General features: G+C 49.9%; 12 protein-coding genes. 5 read left to right on the top strand and 7 right to left on the bottom strand.

The window, feature by feature from the left end; translation table 11 throughout:
- Nucleotide 1: 1 nt before the first annotated feature.
- The 6 genes from MJO52_RS10425 to MJO52_RS10400 all read right to left on the bottom strand — a co-directional run bounded on the left by MJO52_RS10425 (nt 2) and on the right by MJO52_RS10400 (nt 7,229).
- A complete protein-coding gene (locus MJO52_RS10425; protein ID WP_252085876.1) occupies nt 2-715 on the bottom strand; it encodes a 3-keto-disaccharide hydrolase in 714 nt (237 codons plus the stop codon).
- Between the two features lie 78 nt (nt 716-793).
- Nucleotides 794-1,804 carry a LacI family DNA-binding transcriptional regulator gene (locus tag MJO52_RS10420; protein WP_252085875.1) on the bottom strand — a complete coding sequence of 337 codons (1,011 nt, stop codon included), beginning with the start codon at nt 1,802-1,804 and terminating at the stop codon, nt 794-796.
- A 56-nt stretch (nt 1,805-1,860) separates the two neighbouring features.
- Nucleotides 1,861-3,183 (bottom strand): MFS transporter, encoded by a 1,323-nt coding sequence (locus tag MJO52_RS10415; RefSeq protein WP_252085874.1) that lies wholly within the window; start codon nt 3,181-3,183, stop codon nt 1,861-1,863.
- A 56-nt stretch (nt 3,184-3,239) separates the two neighbouring features.
- Nucleotides 3,240-4,301, bottom strand: a complete 1,062-nt coding sequence (locus MJO52_RS10410) for a sugar phosphate isomerase/epimerase family protein (RefSeq protein WP_252085873.1) — start codon at nt 4,299-4,301, stop codon at nt 3,240-3,242.
- 222 nt (nt 4,302-4,523) lie between these two features.
- Nucleotides 4,524-5,693: a Gfo/Idh/MocA family protein gene (locus tag MJO52_RS10405; RefSeq protein WP_252085872.1), complete on the bottom strand. Its 1,170-nt coding sequence runs from the start codon at nt 5,691-5,693 to the stop codon at nt 4,524-4,526.
- Between the two features lie 279 nt (nt 5,694-5,972).
- Entirely contained in the window at nt 5,973-7,229 is a 1,257-nt protein-coding gene (locus MJO52_RS10400; RefSeq protein WP_252085871.1) for an FAD-dependent oxidoreductase, read from the bottom strand.
- A gap of 615 nt (nt 7,230-7,844) precedes the next feature.
- Here MJO52_RS10400 and MJO52_RS10395 point away from each other — a divergent pair.
- Nucleotides 7,845-8,387, top strand: a complete 543-nt coding sequence (locus MJO52_RS10395; protein ID WP_252085870.1) for a lipocalin family protein — start codon at nt 7,845-7,847, stop codon at nt 8,385-8,387.
- 173 nt (nt 8,388-8,560) lie between these two features.
- Here the strand turns inward: MJO52_RS10395 and MJO52_RS10390 are convergent, their stop codons facing one another.
- The gene (locus MJO52_RS10390) at nt 8,561-9,220 is read right to left on the bottom strand and encodes a tRNA-dependent cyclodipeptide synthase (RefSeq protein WP_252085869.1); all 660 of its coding nucleotides are present in this window, start codon (nt 9,218-9,220) and stop codon (nt 8,561-8,563) included.
- An 815-nt stretch (nt 9,221-10,035) separates the two neighbouring features.
- On the opposite strand from MJO52_RS10390, the gene MJO52_RS10385 reads away from it, so the two are divergent.
- The 4 genes from MJO52_RS10385 (at nt 10,036) to MJO52_RS10370 (ending at nt 13,939) form a co-directional block, all read left to right on the top strand.
- A complete protein-coding gene (locus tag MJO52_RS10385; protein WP_252085868.1) occupies nt 10,036-12,135 on the top strand; it encodes a carboxy terminal-processing peptidase in 2,100 nt (699 codons plus the stop codon).
- A gap of 93 nt (nt 12,136-12,228) precedes the next feature.
- Nucleotides 12,229-13,044 (top strand): exodeoxyribonuclease III, encoded by an 816-nt coding sequence (gene xthA / locus MJO52_RS10380; protein ID WP_252085867.1) that lies wholly within the window; start codon nt 12,229-12,231, stop codon nt 13,042-13,044.
- 111 nt (nt 13,045-13,155) lie between these two features.
- Nucleotides 13,156-13,575 (top strand): arsenate reductase ArsC, encoded by a 420-nt coding sequence (locus MJO52_RS10375; protein WP_252085866.1) that lies wholly within the window; start codon nt 13,156-13,158, stop codon nt 13,573-13,575.
- 19 nt (nt 13,576-13,594) lie between these two features.
- A complete protein-coding gene (locus tag MJO52_RS10370; protein WP_252085865.1) occupies nt 13,595-13,939 on the top strand; it encodes a metalloregulator ArsR/SmtB family transcription factor in 345 nt (114 codons plus the stop codon).
- The last annotated feature ends 54 nt before the right edge of the window (nt 13,940-13,993 follow it).

The raw sequence follows: 13,993 nt of genomic DNA, 5'->3' as shown, positions 1-13,993 counted from the left end.
CTTATAGCTCCCGAATTTTTATATTGCGATACCAGACCTTGTCACCATGATCCTGCAAAGCGATATAGCCGCTTTCAGAGCGTGCGAAATCTGGATAATTCGAAAACTTGCTGCCCGCCAAACGCTTGCCCCAATCCTCTGACCATAGCTCGTAGCTAACAATCTTGTTGCCGTTCAACCAATGTTCGACCTTTCCGTTCTCTACGCGTATACGAGTTTGGTTAAACTGCCCCGCAGGTTTGACACTCTCTTCACTGGGCGCATACATATCAAACACTGAGCCGGCGCTGTGGCTTGGCTTTTCCAGATTGGGAAACGCAGCATTGTCCAACACCTGGTATTCCATGCCACTCATCCAAACTGGCGCATCTCCATCAGCGACACGATAAATAATGCCACTGTTGCCGCCCTCAGAAATTTTCCACTCCAGCTGCAATTCAAAATCCTCGAATTGTTCAGCTGTTACCAGATCCCCAGCACCTCCGGCAGTTAAGACCAGATTGCCATTAACAACCTGCCAGGCCTCTCCAATTTGCGAGCCATTTGTGCCAGTCCAGCCCTGTAACGTTTCTCCATCAAACAGGTAACGCCACTCTCCGCCCACTTGTTGGGCATTCGACACGGGCACCCGCTCGCAACCTGCAGAACCCAGCATCACTGCTGCTGCAATCGCTACGGATAGTTTGGATCTGGCTTTAGTAAGGTTTTTCATCATTATTATCTCCACACCTAACGCTGTTATCTAATCAATGCCGCTCTTTTTAGGGCAACAGTCCATGGGAATCTGCGGCTCTCACTTGTACGAACAAGGACCTGTACTCTCCCGTTCCACCAGCTCAAATGGCAAAATAGTCCGGCTGGATTTCAATGGCTTGCCATCGATGATCAATCGCAGCGTTTCCATTGCGTAACGGCCTAACTCCTCTGCGGGCTGGTTGATCGTAGTTAAAGGCGGATCTGTGAATTGTGAGAATTCAATATTATCGAACCCTGTAACAGACACATCTTCCGGCACCCTGAGGCCCATTCTCTTTACTTGGTGCACAGCACCAATTGCCATCTCATCGTTCATACAAAAAATGGCAGTCGGCCGATGATGGGTCGATAGCAAAGTCTCTGCGCCTTTCTGCCCAGAGGTCATGGTGAATTCCCCATGAACGACCATTTCAGGATCAAGTTCTAACCCACGTTTTTTTAGCGCCTCGGAAAATCCGGACAGCCTGTCTCGCACTATAGGGCTCTGCGAGGGCCCGGTAATAACCCCGATGCGACGGTGTCCCATCTTCATCAAGTGCCGCGCAACTTCCTGGGCCGCACCATGGTTATCCAACTCCACCACCGGATAACGATCATCTTCTACTATGCGCTCACAGGCATTCACCAAAGGAACAGATGCAGCCAGGTTTGCGTCCTTCTCTGCAAACGGATAGCGACTACCGAGCTGGATAACACCATCCGCTTGATTGGTTAGCGCCATACCTGCATAAAATTGCTCATTGCTGGAATCCCCTTTTGTGTCCCCCAGCAGCACCGAATAGCCTTGATCCTGTGCAGCTTTCTCAATCCCGCGAATGACCCGAGAAAAAAATGGATTAGCTATATTGGGAACCAAAACCATCACTGCGTATGACTTGCCCGAACTGAAGTTCCGCGCAAGGAGGTTCGGCCGGTAGCCCGCCTCCTCTACAGCCTTTAGCACCCGCTCTCTGGTTCGCGGAGAGACCATCTGCGGATCTTTCAATGCTCGGGATACGGTCGCGACCGATACGCCGGAGCGGCGTGCAACTTCGCGAATGTTTGACATAATTTCCTGCTAATTACCTGTTAGAAGCGGGTTATTTTCGCACAGATGGATACCATCTACGGATTCCCCACTGAAACGGCTGCTTCTGATTTGCTGGCTGCTTGCCTTCGATCCCAAAGCCAAATAAAGGCAAAAATGGGGAGCAGGATAAGTGGAACTACTGCCAATGACTGGAATGACTCAACAGAAGCGGTGGCTAATACCGCATCCAACTCATCCCCTCTCAGCTTTTCAAAGGCTTCCAAGCCCCCCGCTGCCTCAATCTTGGCATTGTCAAAAATAGCGCCAAGCTTTGGCAGAACAAATTGGATAGACATACCACCGGCAAAACCCAGCAATCCCAGAAACAATGCCCCACCGCGCACAAAACGCTCGGAGACTGTGGCCAGCATAGTGGGCCACATATAACAAACACCAATGCCCCAGACAGTCGCTGCCAAAAATGCAGTTACTGGCGTCCTAGCCATACCCAGGCAATAGAGCCCAATTGCGGCAAGGAGACTGCTTAACCATAGAAGTCCGATAGAGGACAGTTTCTTTGCCAGCCGTCCGGCAAAGTGGCGCATCACAAACATCAACATGCTGACATAAACAAGAATAAGAATACCCTTCATGCCAACAACGCGTGACAGGGTCAGGTCTACCCACTGCCCAGGGGCCAACTCGGTTGCGGCGGTCAGCCACATGCACACCCACAGCAGGATAAACATCGGCTGCTTGAATACCTCTTTAAACATTTCGCCATAACTGATACCGGAAGAAACCCGTTCAGTTACAGGGAAATCAGTTTTAGCCACTAGCCAAGCCATAACTACAGCCGGCAGTGCCAACACGACAAGGTTCAACTGCCAGGGAAGCTCGAGGGCAGAGATTGACAATCCCAGTAATCCTCCAACCACAATGCCTGCAGGCCACCAAGCATGTAGTACGTTTAAACGTTGCGTTTTATTTTCTGGGTCGACTGCAGCAACCATAGGATTACTGGCTGCCTCCACGGCACCCCAGCCCAAGCCTGTCAGTAACAGGCCGGCTAGTACCAGATTCTCTACCCCCTCCCCAGGAGCCACAAAAGAGGCAGCAATAATAAGCAAACTGCCCAATACATAGCCTATAGATGAGAGCATCAGCATTCGCTTGATACCGACCAAGTCCACAAGTGCGCTTCCAAATAGAAGTGTGAAAGCAAATCCAGCAAAGGTAATACCAATTGCTTCACCGAGCATAGTTGTGGAGTTAGCTAGGTCTATATGGTTATAGATATCTTCCTGCAAGTTAGTGGCTATCACCGTCCGCACAGCCATGCCCAAGCCAATCATAAAAATGGAGAGATTACCCACCAAGAATATTCTCTTGTTCTGGGGCGTTATCATCGTACTCATCTATCCAGTCTCCGCATGATTTATTGTTATTGGTTATTCACTTGGCTTGGAAAAATTTAATCCAATCCTAAAATCCGACGATTTCGCGCGCGATCTGTTTCTGCACCAGCAAAATCATCAAAAGCCTTGCCTGCCACGGTAATCAGGTGATCCCGAATAAATGGTGCACCCTCACTGGCCCCCTGTTGTTGATCCTTAATGCAACACTCCCATTCGAGTACCGCCCAGCGGTCGTAACCGTATTGGGTCAAGCGGCTGAAAATCCCACGGAAGTCCACTTGACCATCGCCCAGGGAACGGAAGCGGCCAGGTCTATCAATCCAAGGGGCATAACCACCATAAACTCCGGCCCTACCACTCGGATGGAATTCAGCATCTTTCACGTGAAACGCCTTGATTCGCTCGTGATAGATATCGATAAAAGCCAGGTAGTCCATCTGCTGTAAAAGCAGGTGGCTGGGGTCATAGAGGATATTCGCTCTTGGGTGGTCCTCCACTTCGTAGAGGAAACGTTCAAAGGTCAGCCCATCATGCAGATCTTCACCAGGGTGAAGCTCATAACAAACATCAACTCCAGCACTGTCAAACGCATCCAATATAGGGCGCCACAGCCGGCCCTGTTCGCGAAAGCCCTCTTCCACCAACATTGCGGGGCGTTGGGGCCAAGGATAAAAAGTATGCCAAAGTAGTGCGCCAGAAAATGTAGCGTGCGACTTAAGCTTTAGATTGGCACTGGCACGAGCAGCCAACATCAGTTGATTGCTCGCCCACTCAGCGCGGGCTGGCAAGTTGCCTCGCACTTCCTCTGGGGAAAAAATATCCAGCATCTCTTTATATGCTGGATGCGCTGCAACCAGCTGGCCCTGCAAATGCGTGGACAGTTCTGAGATTTCGACTCCCGCCTTCTCACAGATTCCCAAAACATCGTCACAATAAGCCTGGCTACTGCTGGCTAATTCCAGATCAAAGATACGCTTGTCCCAAGTGGGAACTTGAATGCCTTTATAACCCAGATCCGATGCCCAGCAAGCCATAGACTCCAGTGAAGCCGGTTGGTCGCTCGGAGGGAGGAACTGGGCGAGAAATATCCCGGGCCCCTGAATTCTGGGTGCCTTCATTTATTCTTATCCTTTTTACTGCTGTACTTATTTACCTCTGCAACCAATCAATCCTTCCTGGGTGATCAGCTTGCTTCTTTTGAAAAGCACAATGCTGTCTTTCCAAAAGCGGACTGGCACTGGGCCGACATCGACACCTCCCTGTGCCGTACTAACTGCCGGATTTCCACCCTGCCAGAGGTTCCTAAATTATTTGAAAATGAATCAATACGATTTAGCTGCTTATTCCCAATATGGCGACAGCGCCACCCAAGAAGAACTCGCACGGCTGCTTTCCAATGCACCGCGCACAAATGCCATAGCACGGACACCCGCATCAATATCCCCCACGACAGAACTTTCTTTAATGGGTTGTTCTTGCCGGCGGCATCGAACCTGGGCAGCAAAGTCGCGGTAAATATTCGCAAAGGCCTCTATATAACCTTCAGGATGCCCCTGCGGTGTTCGACAAAGAGCTCGGACCTCGTCATCCAGGTATCCACAGTCTGCACCAGCCTTCAAAAGGGCCACTGGCTCCCCCCTACGCTTTAACTGCAATTGATTGGGAGATTCCTGCTCCCAGAACAGCGAGCCATGTTCGCAATAAACGCTGATATTCAGGTTATTCCCTTCCCCACCGCAGGCTTGGCTGGCTGTCAGGGTGCCGCGCGCACCCTGATCTAATTTAAATAGCGCCGCACCATCATCATCCAGGGCCCTTTGGTCGACTACTGATTGCAAGTCCGCACAGACCTCAGAGATACGCTGACCGGTAAAGAATTCGACCAAGTGATGAGCATGGGTACCAATGTCTGCAAAACAGCCGCTTTCTCCCGAGCGTGTGGGGTCTGTCCGCCAACTGGCTTGTTTACTTCCGCTGGAGTCGCCAGCCAATGCCAGCCAGCCTTGTGGATAGGCAACAGTCACTCGGCGGACTTTCCCTAGCTCTCCCCTGGCTAAGATTGCCCTGGCCTGTGTCGCAAGTGGATAAGCCGCATAGGTATGAGTCAAACCATAGAGATAGCCGCTTCGCACGACCTCGTTTTTGAGCGCAAGGGTTTCCTCAAGTGTGCAAGCGGCTGGCTTATCAGAGAGAACATGAAACCCCGCTCGCAGTGCGGCAAAAGAAACTGGTAGATGTAAATCATTGGGAGTTACCACAGAGACAAACTCTATGCGCTCATCAACAGGACGCTGGGATTCCTCCAGGAACATCTGCTCATAACTCTGGTAAACGCGCTCTGGGTTGAGGCCCAACTTCTCTCCACTGCTACGGCCACGCTCGGGATTACTGCTAAAACATCCCGCCACTAGCTCTATCTCACCGTCGAGGGAAGCTGCCATACGATGGATAGCACCAATAAAGGCACCCTCTCCACCACCGACCATGCCCATTCTTATTTTTTTTCCCATACCACTTCCCGTATAGCTGCCTCTGGCAACCAGGTTCTTATTATTTTGAGTCTCTATCCGGCCAAGTATCTTGCCTCGCTATTGGTCCATTTCTTTCTTCTTTCACGGACCCTTGTAGCAAAATGTAACCGGTTACATTTTGTTTTTAAGATACAGAAAAAACTCACCGTTGCAAGCAACAGTTTCATTGCATGACGTTTATTTTGCTCCTTAGAGCGATGTATTTATATCCACAGCGAACAGAAACCAATCAAATTGATTAACCCGAAGAGGTTTAAGTTAATGGTGATAGCCTACTTTTCGAGCGAAATCTTCCCAGCACAGCCAGTTGAGCTTGTCGCTCTGCCACTTATTTTCTATGGGATGGCCAACCCCCGAGCCTGGAGACAATCCACTATCGGCGCCCGGCTGGGGGTGACGGCTTTTGAGCTTGGAACGCACCCAGTTTCCAGCATCATCGGCGACATTAGCAGCCAAGCCCCAATGGTTTGGCCACACCGCGAGAAAATTTTTCACGCCATAATCATCCAGTTGGTATGGAGTGGGATAATCCAAGCCTACTAATAGATCACCATCTGGTCCCGGTGCATCTGTTTTCCAGCCTGCATATACCGACCACTGGCAGCCCTGCGCCCAAGCCTCAAAAGCCACCATCGCGCTGGAAAGGCGCTCAAAAGATGCACAAAGTAGATCATTCTCTATTTCTGGCGGAATACACATATCGACAACACCCGCCTTGAACTTGGGAACTTCTGGGTTAAGAGTAAGAATCCAGAGCCCTTCCCCATCCTCCAGCGGGTGATACATCACTACCAAGTCGATCAACAAAGCTGAAACTGGCGGGATATTGGGGCCGCGAGCCAAGAGCATATGCAGAGGTCTTACTAACTGAGCATTTTGTATCTGCTCCTCTGCCACACCCAAGTGCCGAATTACTTCAGCATTCCCCGCACCACAGGCAGAAATCACCAGCTCTGGTTTTAACTCACACGAGCGACCATCCATATCCAGAGTTACTTGCTCAATCCCTGCCCCTCCAAGCTGAAACGAGGCCAACCTCCCACGATAGATTTGCTTCCTCAAGGGTTCGCTCACACTGCGATAGGCTGCAGCTCCATCAAAAATAAGATCATCAGGAAATCTGAACCTGCGATTTGATGGCAAATTATCCGGATCAAAGATCTCAGGCAACTCAACTTCCTCAAAGGGAATAGCCGCTCTGGCCCAGTTATCTTCAACAGTGCTTAGAAAGTCCGGAGTCAGCGCTGCATGGAAATCTGTTATTCGACTGTTCACGCCGCTAGTCGCAAGTTCTTTGTGCCAGCGCTGTGCGGCACATCGGTAAATTTCAGCAGCTAGGGGGTTAGCCGCATTCCAGCCGGAAGAGAAATAACCGTGAAAATGCAGAGACTCGGCGTCACCGAACTCATCGTCGACCAGTACCACCGAGTACTCTGGCATCAGCTCTCTCATCAGGGTTACCCCCTGAATACCACCTCCTAGGATCAGTACATCAACGGGAATTTCCTGTGACATAGGATGGCCTGCTTATTGGTTTGGCATGATTGGAGTAGTTATCAGCCCTAGTTGCCGCAATGAATTTGCGACGATGCCGGAAAAGCAACCTCAATCTATCTCGTTTGATACTTGCTTGTTGCTGTTTTTTTATTCAACTATTTTCAATTTCCGGAGATTTGGGTCGCCGTAACCTCGCGAGAAGGGCCACCAAAACGCAAGAACATAAGACAAAAATCCACCCAAGATACAAAGAAGGTACCAAAACCAAACAGGAAACCCGTAGCCCAGTTTAGATAGAATGGAAAACGGCATATAAATCGGAAGGTTGATAAGGATCGCCCTCCAACTAACCGCCCATGTCAATGTAACTACGGCCGATAGTGATGGCGTTTTGCTCACTGTTGCTCCCTTGCTACTGCGCTAATGGATAGGCAATTAGTCAAGATTGCCTTTTTTGTCAATCGATTGGCCTAAATTCAGCGGGCAGTGCTGGCCATTCTTGAAGTTATTGTGAAACTTTGCCCCAAACGGACAATTGATTAATCCGTTCCAGCTTACCTCCCGTAAAGAGTTGGCCATCGCACAATTGGTACGGTGGAAAGTAATTCAATCCAATGACAAGGAAATGTGAATATGAAGGGTTTGGTAAAAGGTTTGGGGGTTCTTCTATTGGCTTTTGGAGGGCAGCTCTCCTGGGCTGATAATGAATCTGAGCTTGAGACGGTCCCCTACGTGGACGTCTATCAGTACGTTGGCAAGTGGTATGAAATAGCCCGACTGCCACAGATCTTCCAGCCTGCCTGTACAGCAGTCACGGCAGACTACGGTCTCAACGATGATGGCACACTCAGTGTTTTCAACTTTTGCCGAATCCTACACCCAAAGTACGGTTTTCCCATCAGCGTGCAAGGTACCGCTACCCCTCTAGATGATACGAATAGCAAACTTGCGGTTTCATTCTTCGATGGTAAGACCAACGGTAACTATTGGGTCCTGGAGCTAGATCCCGCTTATCAATGGTCCCTGGTTGGGGACCCCGATCGCAGCAGCCTCTATCTTCTAAGTCGAACTCCACAGCTGGATGAGGCCATTGTCGATGAGCTGCTTGAATTGGCTGTCACTAAGCACGGTTACAATATCGACCACATCATAATGACCAAGCAGCTACCAAATTAACCCAATGAACCAAAGGCGAGCGGAGCTTTTGCTTCCCTCGCCCCCTGAAAGCTAGAATTTACATTAAGTTTTAAAAAATACATATATATCAATGCATTACATCTATTAATTAATGTATTTTCTAGCTTAACTGTGTCCTTTCACACCACATTCGCAGGCCATAGCGTCTACTATTACTCACCGTCATTTCTCACAATCACATAACCATTTCTCTCTCCCGCAGCCTCTTGACCACTCTCGTGAAAGAGGTCATCTAAATATCTGGGACAGCTGTGATAGCAGAAACATGAGGAATCTGTACCCACGATATCTGCAGAATGCAAAATCACCGGCAACTCCGCCAAAAGATATCTCACCGCTATTGAAACCATCTCGAATGTAACTTCTTCTTCCGCTAGATGGTGCTCCAGCACCCATCTACTGGCTTCCAGACAACCCTCGCGGAAACCATCATTCAAGTGAAACTCCTGCTCAAACTGATAGAGCCAGCGAGAATAGAGCTCAGATTGTTTTAACCACTCGGAGTCAACCAATTCACTGTCTACAGCACATGAGCCCGAAGCGCGATAGACCTTGTTATGCAGATAGTGGCACTGTCGTCGAGCTCTTTTTCTCGCCTTCTCTTCCTCATAGCCAAGTGCGATCTGTGTATATTCAGCAGCATTATCGGGAATAAAAAACATGACTCGCTTAAAGTGACTTTGCGCCCACTTTGCAAGCCGAGCAATCTGCCCCTCGGAAAAGTAGCTGTTGAAAGGACTTACACCTATTACCGCTAGGTCAGCCATCTCATAGATTTCTTGTGAACGCGACGTTGCAAATTCAACCTTCATCCTACAACTCCATGGAACAGCACTAGGGAGCCAGTAGATCGATTCAGTGCAACATTTTTACCGGGAATAATGAGCAGTATTAAGCAGAAAAGGTTGACCTGAACCGCAATTAACTCTCGCCTAGATGCCTACCTTCAATATCAGTACATATGTCTTAGATATAAATAATCGGTAACCAATCCCATTAATTGAGCCCTCGGGCGTGACCGTTAAGCCACGTTGAAGCAGTATGCATTTAAAAGGCCTCTGAACTAATTCAGAATGACTCTGCGGGACTTGAGGATTGCCGCTGCTTGGCACCGCTCGCCGTAAAAGAAAATTCGGCCTTAGGGGCCCTTCCGGTAAGTCTTTTAGAGCAGTTCACTCTGTGTTGCGATTTCATTCTGAGAGCTAGATATCCTTGCGAAGCCGCACTTTCACCCGAACCACTCAGAACGCTAGAGACATCCCGGAACTGTTTAGGGGCTCTTAAAACAGCGGGCGTATCAACTCAATTCCTTTTCTTTTTAGCGGTACCCATTTTCCCGGCACTCAATCACTCTATACTCGACTACCTGGTCAAAGATGCTCTTCCGGCGTAAAAATCATCAAAACCGAGCCGTGCCAACCGCCTCCATTTGAGACCAAATGCCCTAAATAATGGATAGTAGGAAACTCTATTTTGCTAAATGTGCCTAATGTGGAAAAGATCCATCTCTGATTGGAGGTATTTCATGCCCTTCGGAGCTTTCAGCCTTTATACTTGTCCTAAGCTATAGGTCGCTAAGCCATAAAGGCTGGTCGCCTATGAAGTAGGACGTATAAAGAGACTCCCTATGCTTACCAATCGGATCGCCGCTCTATTTTCCGGCTTCTTGGTCATTGGCCTGCTTTCCACAACCGCTCTGGCAGAGACCGAGCCTCTGGCACCTGAAAAGGACCAGGGCAGTACTGCCAGGGAGATTGTCGGCAAGCTAGAAATGCTGCACTACAACAAAATCAAGGTCGGAGACGAAATGTCGGAAGACCTTTGGGACGAGTACATTGATGCTCTAGATCCCACCAAAAGCTACTTCCTCGCCTCAGACATCAATGAGTTCCGCGAATGGCAAACCAAGCTGGATGACCAGCTACGCGCTGGCGATGTCAAAGCAGGCTTTGAGATTTATAACCGTTTCCGCCTGCGTATGGGCGATCGGTTGGACAATATCCTATCCCAGCTCGAAAAAGGCTTGCCCGCTTTCGATTTCGATCGCGATGAATCCCTCGAACTCGACCGTGAGGAGAGTCAGTGGCCTACCTCCATTAGTGATGCCGATGATCTTTGGCGTAAGCGCCTAAAGAGCAGCGTCTTAAACCTGAGGCTCACAGGTAAAGAGGATGAGGATATTCGCGATTTGCTGGAACGCCGCTATAAAGGTCAAAAGAAGCGCCTTGAGCAGCAAAACAGCAATGACGTATTCGAGCTCTATATGAACTCGCTGACTCGCCTTTATGATCCCCACAGTAACTATCTGTCCCCACGCTCCCTGGAAAACTTCAACATGAGCATGTCGTTGTCTCTGGAGGGCATCGGTGCCGTGCTGCAGGGGGATGAGGAATACACCAAGGTTGCCCGATTGGTAGCAGGTGGTCCTGCTGACCGCACCGGTAAGATCAAGCCTAACGACAAGATTGTAGGGGTCGGCCAGGATAAAGATGGTGAAATGGTCGATGTCGTCGGCTGGCGGCTGGATGACGTGGTGGATCTAATCCGCGGTAAGGCCGGCACCTTCGTGCGCCTGGAAACTATTCCCACCGGCGGCGACGGCACGCACAAAACCATCCTGATCAAGCGCAGTAAAGTGAAGCTTGAAGATCAGGCTGCCAAGAAGGCCGTATTCGAATTTTCAGATGGTAAGAAGAGCTACAAGATCGGTGTAATCAACTTGCCGACCTTCTATATAGACTTTGACGCCTACCGTCGCCGCGACCCCAATTACAAGAGTACTACCCGCGATGTGGCTAGATTGCTCAGCGAACTGAAAGAGGAAAAGGTAGACGGTATCATTCTGGATCTACGCAACAATGGCGGCGGCTCCCTACAGGAAGCCACCATGTTGACCGACCTGTTTATCGATCAGGGCCCAGTAGTCCAAATCCGCCACGCTAATGAGCAGATTTCACGGCACAACCGCTCCCGCTCTCGCGCAATGTATCGCGGCCCGCTGATGGTATTGATTAACCGCCTCTCGGCATCAGCTTCCGAGATCTTCGCCGGCGCCATCCAGGACTACAACCGCGGCTTGGTTGTTGGCAATCAATCTTTTGGTAAAGGCACCGTGCAAACCATGGCGCCCCTGAAAGAAGGCCAGTTAAAAATTACCCAGTCCAAGTTCTACCGTGTATCCGGTGATAGCACCCAGCACGCGGGCGTGAAACCCGATATCCCCATGCCGCAACTTATTGATGCGGAGAGTGTTGGTGAAAGCGCTTACGATACCGCCCTGCCCTGGGACCGTATCCACGCCGTACCACACGCCAAGTACTTTAATCTGAAGACTCTGATTCCTAATCTGCTCACTAAGCACAATAAGCGCACAGCATCAGATCCGGACTTCATATTCCTGCGCGATCAATTCAAGTTTGAGAGCGAACGCGCCGACAGAAAGCATCTCTCCCTTAATGAGGTAATGCGAGAGCAGGAACGTGAAAACGTGAACCAGCGCCTGCTCTCCATGGAGAACCGCCGTCGCGAAGCAAAAGGGCTTGAACCCTACAAGGATTTCGAGGCTTATGAAGAGAGTGAGTCTGAAGAAGTGGCAACCATTGGTGGCCCTGTGGAAATCAAATTGGAAAAAGATCCAATCTTGAACGAAGCGGGCTATATAATGGCGGACTTTATTGGACTGGCTGACAAAGCCAGCAAGGCACCGCCGCAAGTCGCCAATTTCTAAAGATGTGATGCCCTTTGGGTGTGCCAAGCGCACCCATGCGCACAGTAAACAATTAGGTCGGGCTTGCCCGACCTTTTTCATTTGGGGGAAGAAATGAAAGTCGTTTCCTTTAACGTCAACAGTATTCGCACTCGCCTGCACCAAATGCAGGCTCTGGTAGATAGCCATCAACCCGATATCATTGGTCTCCAGGAAACCAAGGTCACCGATGAGGACTTTCCTGTAGATGCCATTCGCGACCTGGGTTACGAGCTAATCTATTTTGGCCAAAAAACACACTACGGTGTTGCCCTGCTCTCACGCCTACCATTTATCGATCGCGAATATGGCTTTCCTACCGACGACGATAACGCCCAGCGCCGTATGGTCATGGGAAAGTTCGATATTGGCGGCAGTAAACCTCTCACCGTCATCAACGGCTACTTTCCCCAGGGCGAGAATCGTGAACACCCAGTAAAATTCCCGGCGAAGCAAAAGTACTACGCTGACCTTGATACCTATCTACAAACCACCTGCGATCCCGAAGCCCCGGTGCTGGTTATTGGCGACATGAACATCTCTCCGAGTGATCAAGATATCGGTATCGGCGAGCCCAATCGCAAGCGCTGGCTGCGCGACGGCAAGTGCAGCTTCCTTCCAGAAGAGCGCGAATGGCTGCAGAAAATTGAGGCCTGGGGCTTGGCGGATACTTTCCGTGCGATGAATCCTGATACAGATGATGTATTTAGCTGGTTTGACTATCGCAGTAAGGGTTTTGACCGCGAGCCCAAGCGTGGGCTGCGGATCGACTTGATTATGGCCACAAGCCCTCTGATGGAACATTGTGTGGCCACAGGGGTAGATTATGATATCCGCGCTATGGAGCGCCCCTCAGACCATGCGCCGGTCTGGGCAGAGTTCAAGCTCTAAGCATTTAGTGAATAACCGGGATCTGCTCCCGGTTTTTTTGGTCCTTTGAATATTCGTTTTTCCATATATAATGCGGACTAAGTCGGACGGTTTACCGTTCGGGAGCAATTTATGAAGAGGCAGATTTTGTTTGTCTGCTCGGGGAATTCGGCTCGTTCATTAATAGCTGAGGCTTTACTGCGTAACTATGGGGGAGAGTTCTTCGAGGTTTCAAGTGCAGGGACAGACCCCACCCCGGTGGACGTTCGTGCCATCAAGGCTCTCCAACGTTTTGGTATCCCGATCAAAGGGCTTTATTCCAAGAGTTTACAAGAGGTAGCTGACCGGGATTTTGATTTAGTCATTACCTTATGTGATAAAAGCCACAATGAATATGTGCCTGCCGCTGGGCACGGAAAATTGATCTCATGGAATTTTGAAGACCCTGCCAGTCGGCATTGCTTCAAACCCTTTTACACAACGGTGTTGGAACTGAGTACCCGCATCAAACTTTTTGTACTGGTGTATAACAAGGCCGCTAAAGCGGCATAAACAAGATTTGGGGTAAGCCTTGAACCCAGTTCAGTTCTACAAGTGCCTGGCAGACGATACCCGCCTGCGTACGCTTCTACTGATCGCCCACGAGGGAGAACTTTGCGTGTGCGAGCTCACTGCTGCTATGGGTTTGAGCCAACCCAAAATATCTCGGCACTTAGCCCTACTCCGCGGCGCTGATTTATTGCGGGACCGCCGCCAGGGACAGTGGATCTTTTACCGCATCAACCCTGAACTGGGCAGCTGGGCCAAATCGATCCTTCAAGACACTTTGCAGGCAAATCAGCACTTTATTGCCGAAGATCTTCGCAACTTGATCCTAATGGGAGATAGGCCCCAAAGAGCTAGCCTATGCTGCTAAGTCACGGCAGTAGGTATTTTGCTGGCAAGTAATATCACTAAGTCGCTAAAAAAT

It is taken from the genome of Microbulbifer variabilis (genome assembly GCF_023716485.1).
Classification (GTDB): domain Bacteria; phylum Pseudomonadota; class Gammaproteobacteria; order Pseudomonadales; family Cellvibrionaceae; genus Microbulbifer; species Microbulbifer variabilis_B.
Note: the sequence above shows the minus strand (reverse complement) of the source record. Positions and strands in the feature narration are given on the sequence as shown.